The sequence below is a fragment of the Hymenobacter persicinus genome (genome assembly GCF_004167665.1).
Lineage (GTDB): Bacteria > Bacteroidota > Bacteroidia > Cytophagales > Hymenobacteraceae > Hymenobacter > Hymenobacter persicinus.
Genome location: NZ_SEWE01000016.1, coordinates 55,787 through 78,066 on the forward strand (window position 1 = coordinate 55,787; position 22,280 = coordinate 78,066).

Genomic DNA, 22,280 nt, shown 5'->3' on the forward strand with positions numbered 1-22,280 from the left:
CAGGGTGATGCCCAAGCCGCCATGATTCCACAACACCCTTCGCAAAAATTACAGCGCCCTGGTTTCGTCGCCGGGCTGGTAGGGCAAAAACAGCATAATCAGGTTCAGCATCTCGCTGCGGGTTTCCATCAAATCCTGGGAGATGATGCGCTGGGGCGGCGAAAACGGATTGTTCGGGTTGGCGGCCGTGTTGTCATATTGCCCTTCCACGGTGATGACCGAGCCCTGGGGTAGGTGCTGCATCTGCCGGAAGCGGTAGGCCTCCTGCCAGCGGAAGTCCCAGTCGGGAATGCTGACCAAGGGAATCTGCTCCCCGGCGGGCGTGGTGGCCCAGGCTTTAAAGGACTTGCCGAGCAAGTGCATGTGCGGCCACACGTAGAGCACCGATAGGTCCTGGGCCGTTTTGAGCTCCACTCGGAATTTCTTCACGCTGTCGGCCGGGATAATCAGCGGCGGGGTGATATTGCCCACGCCGGCCGAGCCGATGCTGATGGCTTTGATCTCGCGCTTGATCGGGGCTTTGGCGAAGTAGACGTTGATGGTCGACCAGTCGGTGGTGTCGATGGCCGAGGGGCCGTAGTGCACCGTGAGCAGGATCACGCCGCGCTTGGGCATAGTGAAGCCGACCCCGCTGGGAAAGTCCTGGGTGGTGCTGCCCGGAATCCAGCCCCCGTAGTAGGCCACTTCCCGCATCAGGGGCTTAAACTCCTGCATGTTGGTCAGAAACTGGTCCGACTCCACCATGTCGTTGCCCTGGTAGATATCCACTTCCGGCCCCACGCTCTGCACGGCGTAGTTGGCATGGTGCAGCAACTGCTTGTTGTTGGCCACAAATTCCAGGGCCCGGATGGGTTGGTCGGCGGATAGCTCAAAGGGAATCTTGAACAGCACGAAGTTTTCCTGCCCATTGCCCTTGATGCGGAAAGCGGCTTTCGGCCGCAGCACCAGATCAGGCTGGCCCAGCGGCGACTGACGCAGCTGCTCCGCCTTGCTGAGTTTCCGGTCGCGCCCCTGCGGAGCGCCGGCTTCCACCCAGGTTTTGATCAATGCAATCTGCTCCGGACTCAGGCGCCGCTCATTGGCAAAGGAGCTGTAGTGCGGGTCGGCCTTCCACGGCGGCATGTAGCGGGCCTCGGTAGCTTTCTGAACGGTGGTGGCGTGCCGGGCTACGTCGGCGTAAGTGAGCAGGGAGAAGGGGGCAGCCCCGTTGGGTTTGTGGCAGGTGGCGCAGTTGGCCGCAATGATGGGCGCAATGTGCTCCGAGTAAGTAACCTGCCGGCCGCTTTGGGCCAGACTCGTCCGGGCACCGAGCAAACTGCCGCCCAGCACCAGGAAGAAGGGAAGATACTGCTGGCCGAGCTTTAGGAGAAAGTTCAAGACGCTACGCTGAAGTGAGAGAGCTACACACTGAGGACAAACGTAAGCCCGAGTCAGTTCGTCCCGGCCGTTGAGTATCCTCTCGTTCAAAGATACCGACGTTCTGCTGATTGCCCGAACAGTTGATTCAGACCAGACCAGACCAGACTCGGGGGTGGTGCGGCAGGTGGGAAGGGAGGGGGGCAATAAAAAAAGCCTTCCGTTTCCGGAAGGCTTTTTCTTGGAGTCGCCCCAGCTCTTAGAGCTTATCCCACCAGAGTTTGGTGGTGATGAGGTCAGCACCCTGACGGGCCACAGCTTCCGCACGGCTAGCCGTGTTGATAGACTGTTCGTTGGCAGGGTAACGGAAGCGTACTGGAATCTTGCCGGCGGCAGCTGCTGCTGGAGTAGCGGCAACGGGCAGTTTCGGATAGTCCAGACGGCGCCACTCCGACCAGGCTTCTACGCCTTGACCGAAGAGAGCAATCCACTTCTGCACACCGATGCTTTCCTTGTAGTTTGCAGCGTTGTACACCACGTTTGGCTGAGCCAAGTAGGTCGTGATGGCCGCTGCGTCGGTGATGCCGTACTGCTCCATCGACGCTTTGATGGCGTTCTGGTATTCAGTGGCAGCAACGCCGGTCACGTAGCCACGGGCAATAGCCTCAGCTTTCAGGAACAGAACCTCCGAGTAGGTCTGCAGTACGCCGGGAGCGGTAGGAGCCAGGAAGTAAGCGCCTACTTTCGACGTGCTGCACAGAGGGCCCAGGGCCGAAGCAGCCGACGTGGTCAGGCCGTTCCGAACGCCACGGTAGAAGGCAGCCGAGTCACCGCAGGTTGGCTTATCAGCGTAGATAGGCAAACGCGGGTCGTTGCGACGACGCAGTACCGAAACGATGCTCCGGCTGATGCGGTGGTCGTCACGGGTCAGGCGGTTTTCGTAGATCGGGTTGGTGTTGGGCGTGCTGCCCAGGAACTTGAACTGAGCAATGTCCGCGTTGCTGGTCATCAGCGGCGTGGTGCCGTTGAGCAGTTCAGCAATTTCGGCTTTTGCCGTAGCTTCCTTGGCATCCACGATGCGCATGGCCAGACGCAGACGCAGCGAGTTGGCAAATTTCTGCCACTTCACCATGTTGCCGCCGAAGATGATGTCGCCATCAACGCCACCACCGGTGGTCTGAATCAGGCTGGAAGCGCTTTTCAGGTCAGCCAGCAGGCCGGTGTATACGGCTTCCTGCGAGTCATACTTTGGGGTCAGCACGTTTTCGCCCAGGCGCAGAGCCTGCGAGTACGGGATGTCGCCGTACAGGTCGGTCAGCACCGAGAACAGGTAGCTGCGCATCACCAGACCTACAGCTTGCAGGTTCGGATTGTTGGTTTGCTTGCCGATGGCAATCAGCTGGTTGAAGTCCTGCAGGCCGGCGGCGTAGAAACCGTCCCAGATGCTCTGGTAGGAAGTAGCGCGGAAGCCGTACTGGTCTTCGGTGGTGTACTGGATTTTAGCCCAGTGCTGGATGATGAGCTCGCCGCCGTCCTGGTTGGCAGGAATATCAAACAGGCGGAAGATGTTTGCGCGCTCTGCGTTGGTCAGAAGATAGGCCGGGTTCGCCGTAGTGGCGTTGTTCGGGTTGGTATTGATGGCCTCAAATTCCTTCGTGCAAGAGCCTAGACCCAGTGCCAGAGGCAGGGCCATTGCTGCTATTTTGCTGTATTTGGAAAGCATGTCGGTTGAATCGAAGAGTGTAAAAGTGCCGCCGCCCGCGAGCGGCGGCACTGGAAATTACAACGTCAGGTTGATGTTAAAGCCGTAGCTGCGAACAGAAGGAATCTGCGTCGACTCGAGGCCCTGAGTGTTGCCGTTGTTGAACGACGTCTCGGGGTCGATGCCGGGAGCTTTCGAGCTGATCAGCCACAGGTTACGGCCTACGAACGAAACACCGATGCCTTTTACAAAGGTTCTCTCAATCATCGATTTTGGCAGCTGGTAGCCCAGACGTACTTCGCGCAGTTTCACGTACGAAGCATCGTACACGCTGCTTTCGCGCACGTTGTAGTAGTAGCCGTGGTAGTAGTCCTCGGCCGAAGCCTTCACGTCGTTCGGACGGAACGAGCCGTCAGCGTTGCGCTGAACACCGGCACCGATGATGCCATCTTCGCGGCCGTTCAGGGTGTTGGTCAGAGCACCAGCGTAGTTACCCCACATGTTGGTTTCGCTCTGGAGCGAACCACCCTGGCGGGTGTCAACCGTAGCGCTGAACTCAACGCCTTTGAAGCCGAAGCGGTTGGTGATACCACCGATCCAGTCTGGCGTGTAGTAGCCCAGAACTTTACGGGTTGGGTCAACCAATGGCGTACCGTCAGCACCGAATACGATCTGACCAGCATACTGTCCGTCTGGCACGCGCAGGAAGCCGTCACCGAACAGAGCACCGTAGCGCTGACCAACGCGGGCTTCTACGTTTACACCGAAGCCGGAGCTACCGATAACCAAGTTTTTGATCTGGCCTTCTTTGTCGAACTCGTCAACGCGGTTGCGGTTGGCGGCGAAGTTAGCCGTGATGTTCCACTGCAGGGCGCTCGAAGGCGACAGGGGAGCCAGGGTCAGGATGGTCTCGATGCCTTTGTTCGACATTTGACCAGCGTTCAGGATTTTGGACGTGTAGCCCGTGGTAGCCGAGGTCAGAACCGAGATGATCTGGTTTTTGGTCAGGGTCTTGTAGCCCGTTACTTCCAAACCAATGCGGTTTTGCAGGAAACGGAGTTCAACACCAACTTCGGTCGACTGGGTGCGCTCAGGCTTCAGATCGGGGTTGTACTTCACGTTGAAGACCGTCTGAGTTGGGTTCGTGCCGAAAGGCTGGCCACCCGTGTAGATGTCCTGCAGACGGTAAGGCTCCGTGTCGTTACCTACTTCGGCGTAGCCACCGCGGATTTTAGCAAACGACAGAGCCGACTCCTTGATGCCGAAAGCTTCGGTCAGAACTACCGATGCATCCACCGAAGGGTAGAAGTACGAGTTGTTGCCAGCAGCCAGGGTCGACGACCAGTCGTTACGACCCGTTACCCCAACGAAGGCGAAGTTCTTGAAGCCCACGCGAGCCGAGCCGTACACGCTGTTCACGCGACGGTTGGTTACGGGGTTCAGGATACCGGCGTTGTTCGAGTTGCTGGTGCCGAAGTTGTTGTCCGAAACCAGTGGCGTAGCCGAGTTGCCCAGCGAGAACAGGTTTGGTACGGCCAGCTCAGGAGCAGCAATCTGGCTGCGGTTTACGCGGTTGTCGCGACGGTTAACACCCACCAGGAAGTCCAGGTTGAGGTCTTCGGTCAGGTTGCGGTTGGCGGTAGCCAGGAATTCAGTGTTACGCTCCAGTACGGCGATACGCTCTTCGGTGTAGTCATCGTAGGTGGCGTTGCTGACGGTTTCAGCGGGCACACGACGCTGGTTGAACTGGTTGTAAATGTCGTTCGTGGTACGAGCCGTCACGTTCAGCCAATCGGTCAGAGCGTAGGTCAGGGTCAGGTTGCCGATTACACGGTCCCGACGGTCATCGTTAGTAGCTTCACCCAAAACGAAGTAAGGGTTGTTGTGGTAAGAGGCGTTCCAGTTGGCATTGCGGCCACCGTTCTCATACAGCGACTTCAGGTCACGTACGTCAACCTGACGGCCGAACCAGGTGTAGAGCTGCTGCATGACGTTCAGCTCGTCGTAGCCCTGGCCAGGACGACGGCCGCGGGTTTCCGAGTAGTTGATGTTGGTGCTTACCTTGAACTTGCTCGTGATATCAGCGCCAGCGTTCAGGTTGACGGTGTTACGACGCAGGTAGGTGTTGTAGAGAATGCCTTTCTGGTCGAGGTTGGTGTACGAAACCCGTACGCCAGCCTTATCGTTGCCACCCGTGAGGGCCACGTTGTTGGTCAGGGTGTGACCGGTCTGGAAGAAGTGCTTCTTGATGTTGTCTTTGCCTGGGCTAACCCATGGCGTAGCCTGACGAACACCGTTTACTACAGGCGAGGTAAACTGGGGGATCAGACGACCGTCCAGTTTAGGGCCCCAGCTTTCGTCCACGTTGTCGTTGTCGCCCGAACCGTTGCCGTCAACGTACGAGAAAACCCCGCCGCTGCCCTGGCCATACTGATCCTGGAAATCCGGAACCTTGAGGGGGCTTTCAAACGAAGTAGTGCTATTTACCGAGATACCCAGACCTTTGGCTTTGCGGCCCGATTTGGTGGTAATAACGATTACGCCGTTGGCACCGCGGCTGCCGTACAGAGCGGCGGCGTTAGCACCTTTCAGTACGGTCATCGTTTCGATGTCGTCGGGGTTGACGTCCGAAGCGGCGTTGCCGTAGTCGATACCCCCACCCGAATCCGAGTTCGAGAAGCTGGAGTTGTCAATGGCCTGACCGTCAATTACGAACAGGGGCTGGTTGTTGCCCTGAATCGACTTGGCACCCCGGATTACGATACGCGACGAGCTACCGGCAGCACCGGTGCTGTTGGAAATCTGCACACCGGCAACGCGGCCGGCCAGCGAGTTCACTACGTTCGTTTCGCGGGCTTGGGTCAGTTCAGAGCCTTGTACGTCCTGTACGGAGTAACCCAGGCTTTTCTTCTGCTCCTCGCGGCCCAGAGCCGTTACTACTACTTCACCCAGCGTCTTGGTGTCGGTGCTCAGACCAATGTCGATGGTCGAAGCCGTGCCGATGGGACGCTCTACCGATACGTAACCGATAGAAGTGAAGGAAAGGGTAGTGGCCGAAGCAGGTACGCTCAGCGTGTACGTGCCATCCGAATTCGTGGAGGCACCAATGGTGGTCCCTTTCACCAGTACGGTAACGCCGGGCAGACCCTGGCCATTGGCCCGGTCAGTTACCCGCCCTGAAATGGCCCTATCCTGCGCGATGGCCTGCTGCAACAGGCTAGTCATCAGCAGGATGACCATAAATAGTAGTTTTTTCATTTGACTGTTTGTTTGGTGAGTGAAACGGTGAAAAAAAGATATAAAAGTGGGCGAATAGGCAAGTATAGAGGGAAAAATGCCATTTAGCAACTTTTAGGAAACATAGCCCACAGAATGCAGTATCGCTTTTCTGAGCTTTCCGTCCGTTCAGCTGATGGAGTCTTTCACCCATACACTGAGGCTTCTCCGCGCACCCTCACTTCTAAAGTTAAGAAATATATCCACAAAAAAGCCTTCCTGCATAACAAGAAGGCTTTCTGGGTCCTAAACCTATATAGTGCTAGTTCTGCATGAGAAAGCCCTTGATGTACTCATCCAGGTCGCCATCGAGCACGTTTTGCACGTCGGTGCGCTCGATGCCGGTGCGCAGGTCCTTGACGAGTTTGTAAGGGTGCAAGACGTAGTTGCGAATCTGGGAGCCAAAGTCAATGCGCTTCTTGTTTGCTTCCACTTTATCCCGCTCGGCGTGGCGCTTGTCCATCTCAATCTGGTAGAGGCGCGACTTAAGCATGCGCAGGGCGTGCTCCTTGTTCATCAGCTGGCTGCGCTCAATCTGGACGGCGATGATGATGCCCGAGGGCGCGTGGGTCAGGCGCACGGCGGTTTCCACCTTGTTCACGTTCTGTCCGCCCGCGCCGCCGGCCCGGAACGTGTCCCAGGAGATGTCGGCGGGGTTGATTTCGATGTTAATCGTATCGTCGATGACGGGGTAGGCAAATACCGATGCAAACGAGGTGTGGCGCCGGCCGCTGCTGTCGAAGGGCGACATGCGCACGAGCCGGTGCACCCCGATTTCGCTTTTTAGGTAGCCGTAGGCGAAGTCGCCGTCGATTTCCAGGGAGGCCGACTTGATGCCCGCACCCTCGCCGGGCTGGTAGCTGATCTGCTTCACCCCGAAGCCGTGGCTTTCGGCCCACATGATGTACATGCGCATGAGCATCTCGGCCCAGTCCTGGCTTTCAGTGCCCCCGGCGCCGGGATTGATATCGATGATAGCCGAGAGCTGGTCTTCCTCGTTGGAGAGCATGCGCTTGAACTCGAGCTGCTCCACCTTTTGCTGGGTAGCGTCGAAGTCGGCCTGCATTTCGGCAGCCGTCACGTCGCCCTCGCGGTAGAAGTCGAACAGCACTTCCGTGTCGGCCAGAGCCTGCTGCACGGCTTCGTAGTCGTCGGTCCAGATCTTGACGGACTTGATTTCCTTCAGAATGGCTTCGGCCTTCTTGGAGTCATCCCAGAAGTCGGGGGCCATGGTTTGCTTTTCGGCCTCTACGACCTGGGCTTTGCGCGCATCGTAGTCAAAGATACCTCCTCAAAGCCTCAGCGCGGCCTTTCAATTCCTTAACCTGGTCCTGGGTCATTGGAAAAAATAATGATGAACAATGGGAAACGAGGGCGCAAAGGTAGAAAATGCGCAACGCCCGCCCCGGCCAGAAGCCAGCGGCGGGCGTTGTATCGTTGTGGCGGGCTCGGTTATACTTCCACCATCCAGCCGTGAGTGTCGGGCGCGTCGCCGGTGCGAATGGCGCTCAGGGCGGCACTCATGCGCTGGGAGAAGGAGTCGGGGCCGGGCGTGGGCAACGTGTAATCCTGGCCCTGGTAGCCGATAACGGCAATGGGGGCAATAGTAGCGGCCGTGCCCACGCCAAAGGCTTCCTGCAGGGTGCCGTTGGCCTGGGCCGCCATGATTTCGGTGGCCGACACCTTGCGTTCCTCCACCGTCATGCCCCAGTCGCGCGCCAGCTCCAGCACGCTGCGGCGGGTGATGCCGTCGAGAATGGACGTGCTCAGGGCGGGCGTCACCACCTTGCCGTCGATGAGGAAGATGGCGTTCATGGTGCCCGATTCCTCCACGTAGCGGTGTTCCGAGGAGTCGGTCCAGATCAGCTGGTTGTAGCCTTCCTGCTGGGCGAGCTTGGTCGGGTACATGGCCGCGCCGTAGTTGCCGGCGTTTTTGGCGTAGCCCGCCCCGCCCTCGGCCGAGCGGACATATTTTTCCTCGAAACGCACCCGCAGCGGCTTGTTGTAGTACAAACCCACTGGGCAGGTGAAAATCATAAAGCGGTAGGAGTCGGAAGGCCGCACGCCGATGAAGCCGTCGGTGGCAAACATGAACGGGCGGATGTAAAGGGCGCTGCCCGGGGCGTTGGGCACCCAGTTGGCATCGAGGCGGATAAGCTGGGTCAGGCCCTGCATAAACAGCTCCTCGGGCACGGTGGGCATGCACATCCGCTCGGCCGAAGCGTTGAGGCGGTGCAGGTTGTCGTAGGGACGGAACAGGGCAATGTGGCCTTCGGCGTTTTTGTAGGCTTTCATGCCCTCAAAAATGGCCTGGCCGTAGTGCAGGGCCGAGTTGGCGGGGCTCACGGCCATGTCGCCGTAGGGCACAATCTGCGGGTTCTGCCATTCCCCGTCGTGGTAGTCGACGGCGAACATGTGGTCGGAGAAAATCTTGCCGAATTCGATATGGTCGGGGTCCAGGTGCTGCAGGCGGGACGCGGTGGTGCGCTGGGTCCGAATGGTCAGGGTTTCGAGCATGGGAAAGGGAGTAGGATGGATGGGGGCGGCAAGTTACGACAGGCTGACAAACCTGAAACGGGGCTAGGAGAGACGCGGTTTCCAGCTAACCTCCTCGGCGCCCAAATCGTGCGCCATCTGCCGGCTAAGCACAAACAGGTAATCCGAGAGTCGGTTCAAATAAACCGGCACCAGCTCGGCCACGAAGGCGTCTTCCTGCAGGGCAATGACGAGCCGCTCGGCCCGGCGGCACACGCAGCGGGCCACGTGGGCAAAAGAAACCGAGGGGTGGCCGCCGGGCAAAATAAATACCCGCAGCTCGGGCAGCACCTCGTTCATGCGGTCCATTTCCCGCTCCAGCAGGGTCACGTCTTCGGCGTGCAGGTCCGGAATTTTCATCTTCGACTTTTCCGGGTCCGAGGCCAACGACGAACCCATGGTGAACAGGCGGTCCTGAATTTCCTTGAGCAGGTCGCGGCGGGGCGCATTCACGTCCTGGTCGCGGAGCAGGCCGATGTAGGAGTTGAGCTCGTCCACGGTGCCGTAGCAGTCGATGCGCAGGCTGGACTTGGGCACGCGGGTACCGCCGATAAGGGAGGTAAGGCCTTTGTCGCCGGTTTTGGTGTAGATTTTCATGCAGTGCAAAATGGTGCGGGCCGGGGTGGGAAAGCCGGGCCGCGGGGGCGAGTAAATGCAAAAGGCCTTTCTGACAGCCACGCCGCAGCCCGGGGGCTTGGTGCGCAGACGGCAAAAAGGCCTTTCAAGGAGAAAGCAAAGATACTAGCTGTTCAGCATCTGGTTGTGGTGGGTGGCAATGTCGTTGTTGGGCAGGTCCGATTCCACCAGTCCGTCGCGCAGGCGCACAATGCGGTGGGAGTAGCGGGCAATGTCTTCTTCGTGGGTAACCATGATGATGGTATTGCCCTTCACGTAAAGCGCCTCAAACAAATCCATGATTTCGTAGCTCGTCTTGGTGTCGAGGTTACCCGTAGGTTCGTCGGCCAGGATGATGCTGGGGTCGTTGACCAGGGCGCGGGCAATGGCTACGCGCTGGCGCTGTCCCCCCGACAGCTCGTTGGGCCGGTGCTTGGCCCGGGAGTCGAGGCCCACGCTGCGCAGGGCTTCCATGGCTTTTTCCTCCCGCTGGCTTTTGCTGTAGCCAGCATAGATCAGGGGCAGGGCCACGTTGTCGAGCGAGGTGGCCCGGGGAAGCAGGTTGAAGGTCTGGAAAACGAAGCCGATTTCTTTGTTGCGCACCTCGGCCAGCTGGTTGTCCGACATGCGGCTGACGTCCTTGCCGTTGAGAATGTAGGAGCCGCGGGTGGGCGTGTCGAGGCAGCCCACAATGTTCATCAGCGTCGACTTGCCCGAGCCCGAGGGACCCATGAAGGCAACGTACTCGCCCCGCTGGATGGTGATGGTAACGGAGCGCAGCGCGTGAATGCGCTCCGTGCCCATCTGGTATTCCTTGGCGATGTCGTGGGTTTCGATGACGGGAGGTAGCATACAGGGCCAGGGTTAATTCCAGGAGGCGGCCGCCGCGGCCTGGGCTTTGCGACGAGCTTCGTACTGGGCATGAAAGGTATTGTATTCTGCAGGGGAAAGCAATTGGAGCAGCTTTTCCAGCGGTGCGGCAGCGTAGGAAGTCAGCCCCGCCGGGATGGCAGCCAGGGTGTATGCTTGCAATAACGCAATTGATTCTGGATTATGTGCTAATCCGGTCAATAAAAAATTGTAGGCTTTGGTGTAGTCCCGGCGCTTGGCGTAAAAATTGGCCGCGGCCAGCACGCCCGGTTCCAGAAAAGGCGCCTGTTGCATTAAACGGGTATATAGCTGGGGCGCCGTGGGCTGGTTTTGCGCATCGGCTACGGCGGCCTGGTAATAAAGCCGGTAGGCCTGCTCCCGGCGGGTGAAGTAGGCCGTGGGCAGCCACTGACCAAGCTGCTGCGCTTGTCCGGCCTGTAGATAGGCTTGGCCGCGCAGCACATTCCACTGCGAAGCCGCCGTGGTTTTGGCCGTTGCCGGAGCTCCAAACTCCGCAATGGCCTGCTGAGCCGCCGCCGTTTGTCCGGCTCGCAAGGCCCGCGGAATCTGGGCCAGCAGGGCCGCTTCCCGCGCTACCGGCGTACCCAGCGCTGCTGCCCGCGGAATCAGGCTTTCGGGATACAGCTCACTGCCCCGTAGCACCAAGTATTGCGCCCGCACCGAGTCCGAAGCCTGGGCGTACTGCTGATTGAAGTCCAGATTCAGCACCACCTGAAGGCGCCGGGCGCGACTGGCCACGCCATACGCCGGCTGGGCCAGAGCCCGGGCCGCCGAAGTCCGGGCCGAGTCCAGACGGCCATCCAGGGCTTGGGCGTAGGCACGAAACAGCGGGGCTTCGGGGTAGCTCAGCCGAGCCGCGTCGCCGAAGCGGGCAGCGGCGGAGGCGGGCAACTCGAGTTCCAGCAGCCAGAGTCCCCAGAGGTTTTGGTAATAGGCACTGGCGGGCGTGTCGCCGGCCGTGAGGGGCTGCAGCAACGCCTGGGCCGCGGCGGGCCGGCCCGCGTAGTAGTGGGTCATGGCCTGCAGAAAGCTCAGCTGCTCCGCGTAGTCGCCATTAGCCTGGTTGGCCGCCAGTGGCCGCAGGGTGCTTAGGCGGGAGGTGTCGCCGCGCACGGCCCGGCGCAGGGCATCGTGGTAGAGCAGGGCAAACCCGTCGGCGGCAAGGGGCTGGTCGGCCGCCACGGCCGGAGAAGCCGCCACGGGAGCATCGGTGAGTTGCTGCAACAGGACGTGGTTGCTCTGCCAGGCCGTATTCTGAGCAGCGGGGCGCAGGCTTTGCACCACTTTCTGAGCCGAAGCCAGGTCCTGAACCTGGAGCATATAGGCCAGCTTGTTGGCCTGCACCACCGGATTGTTGGCATCGAGCGCCTCGGCCCGGCTGAAGTAGTAGTTGACCGAGTCGGTGATGGTGGAGCGGGTGTAGAGCTGGGCCAGGTCGGAGGTCAGGCGCACGCTCCGGGGCGCCGTTTTCAAGCCCTCACGCAAGAGTTGGAGGCGGTCGAAAAAGTCGGTGGGCTCGTTGAACAGCGCGGCCAGCCGGAGCGAAATTTTTTCCGAAGGCTGGCGGCTCTGGGCCCGGCGCAGGGCATTTATTTCGTTTTGGCGCTGCTGGCGAAACCGGTACAACGCCGCCCGGCCCCAGCTGGCGCGCAGGTTGTGAAAATCGAGCACGTCGCTTTCGGCGTAGTAGCGTTCTGCCAGCAAGGCCAGCGCGTCGGCGCCGGGCTGCTGCTCACTCTGCAGGCGGGTCAGGTCGCCCAGGGTGTTGTAGTAGCCGGCCTTTACCTGATCCAGGAGGAAGAAGTTGTTGCGCAGCTCCACGGCAAAGATGCCGGCCAGCGCCAGCAGATACACCGCGTAGAATGGCACCCGCCGCGGCTCGTACACCACCCGGTACACCCGCAGGCGCTGCCGGATGAGGGGGGCGAAGTTGATGAGTAAGTACAGCAGAAAAGCGCCCCCGCCCATGAGCAGGGCCAAGGCCGTAAAGTCGCGGGCGGCCGTGAGCAGCGGGTCGTTGGCCGTGGCAAAGGCGTAGCCCAGGAAGCCGGCGGCCAGCGTCGTCAGCACCAGGTAGAGGTGGGCGGCGCCGGGCCAGTAGGGCACCCAGGCTTCGTAGGTGGCCGAGCGGCGGCGCAGGCCCAGCCACCCGGCTACCGCTGCCGGCACCAGCAGTACTAAAGGCTCCAGGCGCACGTTGGGCAGAATGTAAACCTCCCCGTTGTTCCAGTAGTACAGAAACAGCATGCCCAAGTACAGGCCGCTGGCCAGCACGAAGGGCACGAGGCCGAAGCGGCTGGCCGGGTTTTCGGCTTGGGTGTTAAACCAGAGCAGCCCCTGGATATTCTCGAAGGCCACCCACAGCACCAGCAGCCCTACCACTACCGCCCCGCTGCCCGTGGCAAAGCTCACCAGATGCAGGGCCGTGGTATCGAAGGGGTAGCTGCTGCGCCAGAAAATAAAAGCTCCCAGCCCGGCCAGCAGCCCCATGAACACGAGCAGACGCTGCCACAAAGGCGTGTTGGTCCAGAAGGCGTGAAAGCCGAAGGCCGGCAGCCCCAGCGTGAGCAGCAGCGCAATGAGAAAATACTGCTCCCGGGAGTCAATCAGGCCGAGCAGGTCGGCGTTGAGCGACATGAGCAGGAAAATCAGCAGGGCCATGCCCGCCACGAAAGCCAAGCGGGGCAGGGTGCTGACCACGGCCAGAAAGTACGTCACGGCACCCGCCAGCAGCACCAGCAGCGCCAGGGCCGCGTCGGCCCGCACGAAGGGGCCGCTGACGTCGTGGGTCTGGGTGGTCAGGTAGCCGTTGGCGCGCACGGGCAGCGCGTCGAGGCCCACCCGCACCTGCTGCACCACGATGGGCACGGGCCGCAGCTGGGTGACTTCCTGCACGCGCAGGGTGTAGTCGTCGCCGGTGAAGAAGTGATAAAAGGTCAGGGCCAGAGCCAGAGAGGCCAGCAAAGCCAGCCCCGGCAGCGGACTGCGCCAGAGTGAGCGGGAGGGAGTGTTTGGCACCAGCTTAGGTTATTCCAGCACTTTCGGAACGCGGAAGTAATCAGAATCCTTGCGCGGGGCATTGCGCAGGCCTTCCTGGTGACTCACCGAGTTGTGGGCCTCATCGGGGCGGAGCACGTTGATTTCGTGCGACAAATGCACCAGGGGCTCCACGTCGGTGGTGTCGAGCTGGCTGAGCTGGGCCACCCAATCCAGAATCTTGTTCAGGTCGCCGAGCATCTGCTGCTCTTTGGTGGCGTCGAATTCAAGGCGGGACAGGTGCGCCAGTTTGCGCAGGGTAGCAAGGTCGGTGCTCAAGGGAAGGAAGAATTAGAAAGTAAGAACTAGGAACTGCTCCGGCTTGGCTCTGGGCTTTCCACCCGGGCAGCTGAAGCAGAAACAGGCTCGGGCGCCGGGGTCGGCTTGGGAGCCCGCAGGGTGGACGCCTCCGGAATGCCAGCCGCGTCGGGCCGGAATTCGCTGGCAATGATACGGAATGCCTGCTCTTTCAGGGCCGGCACGTCGGCGGCGGTCAGGTTTTTGGTTTGAATCGGCTCGTGCAACACAATGCGCAGGGGGGAGTAGCGCACCCGCAGCGTACCGGCAACGTCGGGCATGAAGCGGTGGTTCAGCGGCATCGAAATCGGGACTACAGGCACGCCGGTGGCAATGGCGAGCTGAAAAGCCCCATCCTTGAAGGGCAGCATCTGCTGGCCGGGCGTGGGTGAGATTTTGCCTTCCGGAAAAATCACCACCGAGCGGCCGGCCTCCAGGCTTTTGCGGGCCTGCACCATGGCCCGGCCCCGGCTCACGGCACTGTCGCGGTTGACGGTGATGTAGGTGCTGCCGAATATCGGACCCCAGAGCGGCACTTCGGCCAGAGAGCTTTTGCCCACGATGTTCAGAAAGCCCGGCACGGCCTTGAACAGGAGCGGAATGTCGATGTAGGAGCTGTGGTTGGCCACGTACAGGCAGGTCGTGCCCGCGGGCAGCGGGTTTTTCTGCACCACGTCCACCGGCATGCCCCACATGCGGATGGCAAACTTCGACCAGCCCCGGTTGATGCTGTGCAGGTAAGGGTGCCAGGTAGGGCGGCGCCGGAGCACGAGCTGGGCCGGGTACGTCACCACGAAAGGCAGCACAAACCAGAAGGTGCTCCAGGTGGTGTAGAGTCGGTGAGCAAGGAAACGCAGGAAACGACGCATGGCTGCAAAGTTAAAAACCAGAAGTTAGAACCCGGAAAGTAAAGCTGCTATCTGTGCGCGTGATGAAGCTACCCCGGCACTTGGCCGCGCTGGCGCAGCACCCGCTCGGCTTTGAGCAGGCCCGCCACGCTGATGGCATCGGTGATGCGGTTGCTCATCACCAGCTCCACTGCTTCGGCCAGGGGCAGCTTCCAGAGGCGCAGGTCCTCGGTTTCCTCGGGCTCGGTTTCGCCGTGCTCCAGCTCCTCGGCCAAAAACACGAAGCCTTCCTCGTCGGTGACGGAGTTGGAAGTATGCAGGCGGGCAATGTTGGTCCAGCGCCGGGCCAGCAGGCCGGTTTCCTCCTTGAGCTCCCGCTGGGCCGACTCCAGAATGTCGCGCTCCACGGGGCCGCCGCCCATCGGAATTTCCCAGCTGTACTCGTTGAGCGGGTAGCGGTACTGGCCCACGAGCCAGGTGTTGCCCTCGGCATCGACGGGCACAATACCCAGAGCCTTGTTTTTCATCGACACCACCCCGTAGATGCCCCGCCCGCCGGCCGGGTTGATAACCTGGTCTTCGCGCACGCTGATCCAGGGGTTCTGATACTGCACCGCCGAGCTGAGCACTTGCCAGGGGTTGTGGCTCTCGTCGAAGCCGGGCTCGATTTGTTGCGTCATTTGTTTGGATGTCGTAAGGCGGGTTCCGGGCAAAGGTACAATCCGGCGCCGAGGGGTTCCGGGAAAATGCCGTCCACCGAGCCAGAGGCGCCGTTGAGCGAGTGAGGAGGTCCGTTGGTCAAAAAAAGAAGGCACAAACAATTGACAGCAAGTAGTTTTGTCGTAGAAAGGAACCAGCACTGCTCGCTATACTGTGGAAAGGAAGTAATGAGCAGTGTACACTTTGACCGGTGTTAGGAGTAGGGTGGATAAATTATAACCGGTCAGTGTAGAGAAAAAGCCGTTGCGCGACGCAACGGCTTTTTTTTGTGCCCGCCGGGGCCGGTCCGGGCCGGCAGCCAACATTTTGGCATTGCCAAACCTGGACTGTCGGCGGCCGTATCAAAAGCATAGCCGGCCGTTAACTTCCCGGTCGGCACCGGATATTTTTATGGCCAATCACCCCAAAAACCAGTCCGCTTCAACCCAACCCGGTGACCCGCTCTTCAACCTCAAGCACGCCCAGGCCGAGTCGGAGCTGCTGCAAAACACCGGCGGCCTCGGTCCCATCACCAACGAATACGTAACCACCGACGAAGACGACTCCCTCGACGAGGGCCCGCGTGACAAGCAAGGCAACCGCCGCGGCGAAACCGGCACCCCCGACGTAGGCTCTACTGCCGGTCGGCACTAATGGTGAAGTGATGAACTTGTGAACTTGTGAGTGTACTGTTCAAAGCGCACCAGCAACCCGGAACTCACCATTTCACCACCTCCCAACATCACAACTCATAAAAGAGCCTCTCCGGTGCTGCGGTGCCGGGGAGGCTCTTTTCTTTTCGGGTCCCGCCCGGCTTGGGCTACCTTTGCGGGCTATGCTGCTTGCTTCTCACACCGGGCACCCCTTAGAAGCCGGCCTCGACGAGGCGGGCCGCGGCTGCCTAGCCGGGCCGGTTTTCGCCGCCGCCGTCATTCTGCCCGCCGATTTTTCCCCGGCCTTCCTCAACGACTCCAAGCTGATGACGCCCAAGCGGCGGGAGTTGGTGCGCACCGAAATCTGCCGGGAAGCTGTGGCCTGGGCCGTGGCCGAAGCCTCCCCCGACGAAATTGCCAGCCTCAACATTGCCAACGCCAGCTACCTGGCCATGCACCGGGCCGTGGCCGCGCTGGGGCAGCAGCCTAGCCACCTGCTCGTCGATGGCAACCGGTTCCGGCCCTACGCGGGCATCGAGCACACCTGCTTTATCAAGGGCGACGGGCGTTACCGCAGCATTGCGGCGGCCTCGGTGCTGGCCAAAACCTTCCGCGACGACCGAATGCGGGAGCTGGCCCGGGAGTTTCCCTTCTACCATTGGGAGCAGAATGCGGGCTACCCCACCGAAAAGCACCGGGCCGCCATCCGCGAATACGGCCCCTGCGAGCATCACCGCCTGGGCTTCCGGCTGCTTTGAAAATGTGATTTGGTGCCTTGTTGATTTAGTGAATGTTCGGGTAGCGTTAACGTGGTAGTCAAGGCAGATCCCTAACTCACTAAAGCGCTAAATCACCTATTCTTTCAGCTTAAGCAGGTCCAGAAACAGGCTGAAGCCGTCGACGCTGGTGCCGCCTTCACCGAACTTGTCGAAGCTCAGGGGCTTGATGATGTAGCCGCTCACGGCCAGCTCCCGGGCCTTAAGCCGGTCGCTTTCCAGGTCGGAGGTGGTCATGATGAACACGTTCAGGCCCACAAACTCGGGGTCGGAGCGCAGCGTGTCGAGCAGCTCCAGGCCGTTCATGCGGGGCATATTGATATCGAGCAGCACGATGGTGGGCTTGCCGATGGGCGCCTGCCCCCCATCCCCGCGCAGCAGGCCGAGGGCCTCACGGCCGTTGCGGGCAATGTGCAGCGGCACCGTAATGTCATGTTTGCGTAACTCACGCTGCACGTTCATGATGTCCATTTGGTCGTCTTCGACCAGAAGGATGGAGGTGTTGGAAGCGTCGCCAGACATAAGAAAGTTTGTTCAGAGCGGGGAAATGGAAGCAGAGCGGGGCAAAGACGGTGCAGTATACGGCTTGTCAAAGCTTTTAGGCCGTTTTTGCGGCCAGCGGTGCGCTTGCCGGCCGCCGTTCGGCGTGGGCAATACGCTCCTTGGGCCAGGTGAAGATGAAGGTGGCGCCGTGACCCTCAGTTGATTCGACGCGGATGTTGCCGCCCTGCCGCTCCACGATTTTTTTCACAATGGCCAGTCCCACGCCGGTACTTTCCAGGGTGTCGCGCTCGGTCAGGGTCTGGAAAATCACGAAGATCCGCTCGTGGTACTGCGGGTCGATGCCGGGGCCGTTGTCGGCCACGGAAAAGGTGTACTGCTGCCGGTCTTCGCGGCAGCCCACCCGCACGAGGCATTGTTCGGGGTGCTCGTGGTACTTCAGGGCGTTGCTGATCAGGTTGGTGAACACCTGCTGGAGCTGGACGCGGTTGGTGGTGAGCGTGGGTAGGTAGGTGGGCAGCTCGAAGCGGAAACCCTCCGGCGGGGCCAGCGAGTCCACGATTTCGGTGAGCAGCTCCCGCACGTTGATGCGCTCCTCGGCCTGCTGGGTGCGCCCGATGCGGGCCAAGTCCAGAATGCCGGTAATCAGGTTTTCCATGCGGTGTACCCGCACCCGCATCAGGGCCAGAAACTCCTGGATGTGGGGCGGTACCTCGGTCCCCATATCTTCCTCAATCCAGCGCGAGGCGCTTTCAATGCCCCGCAGCGGCGCTTTCAGGTCGTGGGAGACGACGTAGGCGAACTGGTCGAGCTCCTGGTTGCGGCGTTCCAGCAGGGTGATGGTGGAGTCGATGGTGCGCGCCATCACGTTGAGCGAGTCGGCCAGGGCCGTCAGCTCGTCCTGCTCGGGGTCTTGAATACGGGTGGTGTAGTCGCCGCTGGAAATGCGGGTCGACAAACCCACCATGGTTTCGATGCGGCGAGCAATAAGCCGGATGATGTAAGCCGCCCACAACAGCCCCACCAAAATCGAGACCAGGGTGATGATAATCGAGACGATGCGGGTTTGCCGGATGCTGTCCTCGAGCTTTTCGCGCACCTTGTTGCGGGCCGCCAGCTCGGTCTGGTCGAAGGCGTCGAAGATCACCCGGATCTGGGCCATGATCTGCGGGCCGGTCAGGCTTTCCCCCAGGGCCCGGTGCTCCATGCCCTCCATGGCAATCTGGTTGGGGTCGCGGCGGCGCGCTTCGCGCTTTTCGCTGATCAGCAGGTGGGAAAACGACGACCACTGCTGAAACAAGCGCTGGGCGCGCATAATGCGGGCGTACTGCGGGTCGGTGGGGGAGAGCTGGTCCCGGATTTCGCTGAAGCGACCCAGCAGCTCCCGTTCCCCTTCGTAGTAGGGCTGGAGCGTGGCCTCGTTGCCCAGCAGCAGGTAGCCGCGGAAGCCCGACTCCATGTCGATGATGTTGCGAAACAGTGTGGAGGCTTCCCCGGTCAGGCGCTGCGACTCTTCCACGCGCTGGGAATTGCGCAGCACCTTACGCGAGAGCTGGTAGTTGATGACGACCACGCCCGCAAACAGCGCGGAAATAACCAGAAAGCCGGCGAAAAGCTTGGTCGCGAGCTTCAGCTTCAGGTGGGGCAGCGAGAGGGAAGGCATTGGCGGGGTTTAGCGACCCGTACGCAGCTTCTCTTCCAGGGTTCGTAGCAGCGCCGTGATGCGGTCGATAAGGTACTGCAGGTCGTGCATGCCTTCGATGGCCGCTTCCTGGAAGCCCTGCAGGCGCATATCCATCAGGCGGTTGGCCTCCACGTGCAGCTGCCGGTGAATGCGGTCCAGCTCGTTCCACTCCGGCAGGGCGCCGGGAAAGCTGCGCCGCCGCTCCCGAATCCAGATGCCAAACCCGCACTGCTCCGGGTCGCGGATGGGGCCTTCGGCCAGGTTGGTGCCATAGAGAAAGGAGCGGAGCTTGGACTTAAACAGCAGGTGCTTGACCATGGCCGTTTCGAAATCCTGCTTGATATCTAGGTTCATACGAGTGACTATGCCCGGGCCGGGGCCCGGATTTTGGCGGCCCCGCGCAACTCGTTGCGGGGCGCCCCGGCAGCTTCTACGTAACTGTTGTGCTTACCGGCCACGGGAAATAGCTAATTTCGCCCCGCCCGCCCCGCGGCGCTCCTCGCCTTTTCCATCCGTTCGAACCAACTCCCCCAATGGCCGAAGACCTCAAAACCGTCACCCTAAACGACGTGCACCAGCAGCTGGGTGCCAAAATGGTGCCCTTCGCCGGCTACAACATGCCCGTGCGCTACTCCTCCGACCTCGATGAGCACCACACCGTGCGCCGGGCCGTGGGCATTTTCGACGTCTCCCACATGGGCGAGTTCCGGGTGCGCGGCCCCCAGGCCCTGGACCTGATTCAGCGCGTGACCAGCAACGACGCCAGCAAGCTCACCGACGGCAAGGCCCAGTACTCCTGCCTGCCTAACAACGAGGGCGGCATCGTCGACGACCTGCTCGTGTACAAGCTCGCCGACGAGGATTACCTGCTCGTGGTCAATGCCTCCAACATCGACAAGGACTGGAACTGGATCAGCCAGCACAACACCCAGGGCGCCGACATGCAGAACGTGTCCGATGACCTCAGCCTGTTTGCCGTGCAGGGCCCCAAGGCCATCGACGCCCTGCAAGGTCTGACCGACACCGACCTGAAGTCGATTCCCTACTACTCTTTCGTGCAGGGTACTTTCGCCGGAGCGCCCAACGTGATTATCTCGGCCACGGGCTACACCGGCGCCGGCGGCTTCGAGCTGTACGTGCCCAATGAGTACGCCAAGCAGGTCTGGGACAAAGTGATGGAAGCCGGTCAGCCCTATGCTCTCAAGCCTATCGGCCTCGGTGCCCGCGACACGCTCCGCCTGGAAATGGGCTACTGCCTCTACGGCAACGACATCGACGACACCACCTCCCCGCTGGAAGGCGGCCTGGGCTGGATTACTAAGTTCACTAAGGACTTCACCAACGCCGAGGCCCTTAAGCAGCAGAAGGCCGAGGGCGTGAAGCGCAAGCTCGTGGGCTTCCTGCTCGACGGCCCCGGCATCCCGCGCAGCCACTACCCGCTGGTGGACGAAGCCGGCAACAGCATCGGGGAGGTAACCTCCGGCACCCAGTCGCCGAGCCTGGGCAAGGGCGTGGGCCTGGGCTACGTCAAAACCGAGCTCAGCACCCCCGGCAGCAAAATTTTTGTGCAGGTGCGCGGCAAGAATTTCCCCGCTACCGTGGTGAAACTGCCCTTCGTGCCCGGCACGGAAGAGGTGAAGTAGGCTGCACAGAAAAAGTAGTTGAACGTCATGCCGAGCGTAGCCGAGGCATCTCGCGTGCTGATGTTGGAGTGGTAGCTGATACCAGTGCAACGAAGCGGTAGAGATGCTCCGCGGAGCTCAGCATGGCGTTCTTTTTTGTTGTTTCAATCGAAGAAAATGCCCAGTATCGATATCTGCTTCTCCCCCGAGTTATTACCTCTCTTCGACCTGCGCGGCCGGGTGGCCGTGGTCGTGGACGTGCTGCGGGCTACTTCGTCGATGGTGACGGCGCTGGCGGCGGGCGTGCCCCACATCGTGCCCTTCGCCGAACTGGCCGAGTGCCGGGCCATGGCCGCCCAGGGCTACCTCACGGCCGCGGAGCGCGACGGCCGGCAGGCTGAGGGCGTCGACCTGGGCAACTCGCCCTTCGGCTACCTCGACGGCGTGGTGCCGGTGGCGGGCCGCAACGTGGCCATCACGACCACCAACGGCACCCGGGCCATTCACCTCTCCCTGGCCGCCGATGCGGTGGTGCTGGGCGCATTTCTGAACGTGGGGGCCATTGCTGACTTCCTGCGCCGGCAGCAGAAAGACGTGGTGGTGGTCTGCGCCGGCTGGAAGGGCAACTTCTGCCTCGAAGACACCTTGTTCGGCGGGGCCCTGGCTGCCCGCCTGCACCCCGACTTTGACGTGACTTCCTCCGACGCCACCCTGGCCGCCCTCGACTTGTGGGAAACAGCCCGGGCCGACGTCGGCGCTTATCTGCTCAAGTCGGCCCATGTGCGCCGGCTCAACAGCCTGGAGTCGCACCAGGACATGGCTTTCTGCGTGAAGCAGGACGAGTACGACCTAGTCCCCATCTGGCAAGACGGCCGCATCGTGGCCGCAGCAGCCCCGTCCGCCTAGCGCAGCTTCTCGTTTTGCTTGTGCCGGTCGGCGTCGCGCTGAGTTTTCTTGGCCAGATTGCGCGCCAGGGCCTCGGTGAGGTCAACGCCGGTTTGGTTGGCCAGGCAGATAACCACGAACAGTACGTCGGCCAGCTCATCGGCCAGCACCTTGTCCTTGTCCGATTCCTTGAACGACTGTTCCCCGTACTGCCGGGCAATAATGCGGGCCACCTCGCCCACCTCCTCCGTGAGCATGGCCATATTGGTCAGCTCATTAAAATACCGCACCCCGGTCGTCTGAATCCAGGTATCCACGGTTTTTTGGGCTTCTTCGATAGTCATGGGTGGTGATTTAGGGATTGAGCGAATTAGTGAAATGTCGTGCTGATTGGGCGAATTCTCGGAACAGTAATTCACTTAATCACTGACTCACTAACCCACAGGGGAGTCCAGCACGATGGTGACGGGGCCGTCGTTGAGGAGCTCCACTTTCATGTCGGCGCCAAACTCGCCGGTGGGCACGGGCTGGCCCAGGAGCTGCTCGAGAAGGCCCACAAACTGCTCGTAGAGGGGCACGGCCACCGGGGGCGGGGCGGCCCCGATGTAGCTGGGGCGGTTGCCCTTGCGGGCGTCGGCCAGCAGCGTAAACTGGCTCACGACCAGCACCTGCCCGCCCACGTCCTGCACCGAGCGGTTCATTTTGCCTTCCTCGTCGCCGAAAATGCGCAGCTGCACCAGCTTGCGGGCCATCCAGTCGAGGGAGGTGGGAGTATCGTCGGGGGCAAAGCCGGCCAGCACCAGCAAACCAGGACCAATCTGGCCCGTCACGCGGCCTTCCACGGTGACGCTGGCCCGGCTAACGCGCTGAATTACGGTACGCATGAAGGGAATTATGAATTATG

The 22,280-nt window shown here is 61.0% G+C and carries 20 protein-coding genes; 4 read left to right on the plus strand and 16 right to left on the minus strand.

Annotated elements, in window-relative coordinates; genetic code table 11:
• Window positions 1-48: 48 nt before the first annotated feature.
• The 11 genes from EWM57_RS09605 to EWM57_RS09655 all read right to left on the minus strand — a co-directional run bounded on the left by EWM57_RS09605 (window position 49) and on the right by EWM57_RS09655 (window position 15,236).
• Window positions 49-1,377, minus strand: coding sequence for a c-type cytochrome (locus EWM57_RS09605; RefSeq protein ID WP_129920930.1), 1,329 nt, complete (start codon window positions 1,375-1,377; stop codon window positions 49-51).
• 238 nt (window positions 1,378-1,615) lie between these two features.
• Window positions 1,616-3,049, minus strand: coding sequence for a SusD/RagB family nutrient-binding outer membrane lipoprotein (locus EWM57_RS09610; RefSeq protein ID WP_129920931.1), 1,434 nt, complete (start codon window positions 3,047-3,049; stop codon window positions 1,616-1,618).
• 87 nt (window positions 3,050-3,136) lie between these two features.
• Complete coding sequence (locus EWM57_RS09615) at window positions 3,137-6,316, minus strand: SusC/RagA family TonB-linked outer membrane protein (protein ID WP_129920932.1); 3,180 nt, start codon at window positions 6,314-6,316, stop codon at window positions 3,137-3,139.
• 280 nt (window positions 6,317-6,596) lie between these two features.
• Window positions 6,597-7,674, minus strand: a protein-coding gene (gene prfB, locus EWM57_RS09620; protein WP_129920933.1) for a peptide chain release factor 2 whose coding sequence is annotated in 2 segments (ribosomal slippage) — window positions 6,597-7,622 and window positions 7,624-7,674 — 1,077 coding nt in all. Because the reading frame shifts where the segments join, the coding sequence is not laid out codon by codon here.
• 112 nt (window positions 7,675-7,786) lie between these two features.
• A complete protein-coding gene (locus EWM57_RS09625) occupies window positions 7,787-8,851 on the minus strand; it encodes a branched-chain amino acid aminotransferase (protein WP_129920934.1) in 1,065 nt (354 codons plus the stop codon).
• 63 nt (window positions 8,852-8,914) lie between these two features.
• Window positions 8,915-9,466, minus strand: coding sequence for a cob(I)yrinic acid a,c-diamide adenosyltransferase (locus tag EWM57_RS09630; protein ID WP_129920935.1), 552 nt, complete (start codon window positions 9,464-9,466; stop codon window positions 8,915-8,917).
• 144 nt (window positions 9,467-9,610) lie between these two features.
• Window positions 9,611-10,336, minus strand: coding sequence for an ABC transporter ATP-binding protein (locus EWM57_RS09635; protein WP_129920936.1), 726 nt, complete (start codon window positions 10,334-10,336; stop codon window positions 9,611-9,613).
• Between the two features lie 12 nt (window positions 10,337-10,348).
• Window positions 10,349-13,393: a hypothetical protein gene (locus EWM57_RS09640; protein ID WP_129920937.1), complete on the minus strand. Its 3,045-nt coding sequence runs from the start codon at window positions 13,391-13,393 to the stop codon at window positions 10,349-10,351.
• A 9-nt stretch (window positions 13,394-13,402) separates the two neighbouring features.
• Entirely contained in the window at window positions 13,403-13,690 is a 288-nt protein-coding gene (gene gatC / locus EWM57_RS09645; protein WP_129920938.1) for an Asp-tRNA(Asn)/Glu-tRNA(Gln) amidotransferase subunit GatC, read from the minus strand.
• Between the two features lie 26 nt (window positions 13,691-13,716).
• Window positions 13,717-14,577: a lysophospholipid acyltransferase family protein gene (locus EWM57_RS09650; protein WP_242510031.1), complete on the minus strand. Its 861-nt coding sequence runs from the start codon at window positions 14,575-14,577 to the stop codon at window positions 13,717-13,719.
• A gap of 68 nt (window positions 14,578-14,645) precedes the next feature.
• Window positions 14,646-15,236 carry an NUDIX domain-containing protein gene (locus tag EWM57_RS09655; RefSeq protein WP_129920939.1) on the minus strand — a complete coding sequence of 197 codons (591 nt, stop codon included), beginning with the start codon at window positions 15,234-15,236 and terminating at the stop codon, window positions 14,646-14,648.
• Window positions 15,237-15,666: 430 nt separating this feature from the next.
• Here EWM57_RS09655 and EWM57_RS09660 point away from each other — a divergent pair, with 430 nt between their 5' ends.
• Window positions 15,667-15,909 carry a hypothetical protein gene (locus EWM57_RS09660; RefSeq protein ID WP_129920940.1) on the plus strand — a complete coding sequence of 81 codons (243 nt, stop codon included), beginning with the start codon at window positions 15,667-15,669 and terminating at the stop codon, window positions 15,907-15,909.
• Between the two features lie 181 nt (window positions 15,910-16,090).
• On the plus strand, window positions 16,091-16,666 hold the full coding sequence (locus EWM57_RS09665; protein WP_129920941.1) for a ribonuclease HII: 576 nt from the start codon (window positions 16,091-16,093) through the stop codon (window positions 16,664-16,666).
• Window positions 16,667-16,762: 96 nt separating this feature from the next.
• On the opposite strand, the gene EWM57_RS09670 is transcribed toward EWM57_RS09665, so the two are convergent.
• The 3 genes from EWM57_RS09670 to EWM57_RS09680 form a co-directional block, all read right to left on the minus strand.
• Window positions 16,763-17,206 (minus strand): response regulator, encoded by a 444-nt coding sequence (locus EWM57_RS09670; RefSeq protein WP_129920942.1) that lies wholly within the window; start codon window positions 17,204-17,206, stop codon window positions 16,763-16,765.
• 76 nt (window positions 17,207-17,282) lie between these two features.
• On the minus strand, window positions 17,283-18,848 hold the full coding sequence (locus tag EWM57_RS09675; protein ID WP_242510032.1) for a sensor histidine kinase: 1,566 nt from the start codon (window positions 18,846-18,848) through the stop codon (window positions 17,283-17,285).
• Window positions 18,849-18,857: 9 nt separating this feature from the next.
• Entirely contained in the window at window positions 18,858-19,223 is a 366-nt protein-coding gene (locus EWM57_RS09680) for a CZB domain-containing protein (RefSeq protein ID WP_129920943.1), read from the minus strand.
• Window positions 19,224-19,402: 179 nt separating this feature from the next.
• Between EWM57_RS09680 and gcvT the strand changes: the two genes are divergently transcribed.
• Together gcvT and EWM57_RS09690 are read left to right on the plus strand one after the other, a co-directional pair.
• Window positions 19,403-20,512, plus strand: a complete 1,110-nt coding sequence (gcvT, locus tag EWM57_RS09685) for a glycine cleavage system aminomethyltransferase GcvT (protein ID WP_129920944.1) — start codon at window positions 19,403-19,405, stop codon at window positions 20,510-20,512.
• A gap of 156 nt (window positions 20,513-20,668) precedes the next feature.
• Window positions 20,669-21,397: a 2-phosphosulfolactate phosphatase gene (locus EWM57_RS09690; RefSeq protein WP_129920945.1), complete on the plus strand. Its 729-nt coding sequence runs from the start codon at window positions 20,669-20,671 to the stop codon at window positions 21,395-21,397.
• Here EWM57_RS09690 and EWM57_RS09695 read toward each other — a convergent pair.
• Window positions 21,394-21,720, minus strand: coding sequence for a nucleotide pyrophosphohydrolase (locus tag EWM57_RS09695; protein WP_129920946.1), 327 nt, complete (start codon window positions 21,718-21,720; stop codon window positions 21,394-21,396). The genes EWM57_RS09690 and EWM57_RS09695 overlap by 4 nt on opposite strands.
• A gap of 90 nt (window positions 21,721-21,810) precedes the next feature.
• The gene (dtd, locus tag EWM57_RS09700; protein ID WP_129920947.1) at window positions 21,811-22,260 is read right to left on the minus strand and encodes a D-aminoacyl-tRNA deacylase; all 450 of its coding nucleotides are present in this window, start codon (window positions 22,258-22,260) and stop codon (window positions 21,811-21,813) included.
• Window positions 22,261-22,280 lie beyond the last annotated feature (20 nt).

Coding starts and splice junctions, on each gene's coding strand:
- EWM57_RS09630 (WP_129920935.1), bottom strand. CDS start 9,466: ATGAAAATCTACACCAAAACCGGCGACAAAGGCCTTACCTCCCTTATC.
- EWM57_RS09690 (WP_129920945.1), top strand. CDS start 20,669: ATGCCCAGTATCGATATCTGCTTCTCCCCCGAGTTATTACCTCTCTTC.
- EWM57_RS09615 (WP_129920932.1), bottom strand. CDS start 6,316: ATGAAAAAACTACTATTTATGGTCATCCTGCTGATGACTAGCCTGTTG.
- EWM57_RS09625 (WP_129920934.1), bottom strand. CDS start 8,851: ATGCTCGAAACCCTGACCATTCGGACCCAGCGCACCACCGCGTCCCGC.
- EWM57_RS09610 (WP_129920931.1), bottom strand. CDS start 3,049: ATGGCCCTGCCTCTGGCACTGGGTCTAGGCTCTTGCACGAAGGAATTT.
- EWM57_RS09675 (WP_242510032.1), bottom strand. CDS start 18,848: ATGCCTTCCCTCTCGCTGCCCCACCTGAAGCTGAAGCTCGCGACCAAG.
- EWM57_RS09665 (WP_129920941.1), top strand. CDS start 16,091: ATGCTGCTTGCTTCTCACACCGGGCACCCCTTAGAAGCCGGCCTCGAC.
- EWM57_RS09655 (WP_129920939.1), bottom strand. CDS start 15,236: ATGACGCAACAAATCGAGCCCGGCTTCGACGAGAGCCACAACCCCTGG.
- EWM57_RS09695 (WP_129920946.1), bottom strand. CDS start 21,720: ATGACTATCGAAGAAGCCCAAAAAACCGTGGATACCTGGATTCAGACG.
- EWM57_RS09650 (WP_242510031.1), bottom strand. CDS start 14,577: ATGCGTCGTTTCCTGCGTTTCCTTGCTCACCGACTCTACACCACCTGG.
- EWM57_RS09660 (WP_129920940.1), top strand. CDS start 15,667: ATGGCCAATCACCCCAAAAACCAGTCCGCTTCAACCCAACCCGGTGAC.
- EWM57_RS09680 (WP_129920943.1), bottom strand. CDS start 19,223: ATGAACCTAGATATCAAGCAGGATTTCGAAACGGCCATGGTCAAGCAC.
- EWM57_RS09635 (WP_129920936.1), bottom strand. CDS start 10,336: ATGCTACCTCCCGTCATCGAAACCCACGACATCGCCAAGGAATACCAG.
- gcvT (WP_129920944.1), top strand. CDS start 19,403: ATGGCCGAAGACCTCAAAACCGTCACCCTAAACGACGTGCACCAGCAG.
- dtd (WP_129920947.1), bottom strand. CDS start 22,260: ATGCGTACCGTAATTCAGCGCGTTAGCCGGGCCAGCGTCACCGTGGAA.
- EWM57_RS09670 (WP_129920942.1), bottom strand. CDS start 17,206: ATGTCTGGCGACGCTTCCAACACCTCCATCCTTCTGGTCGAAGACGAC.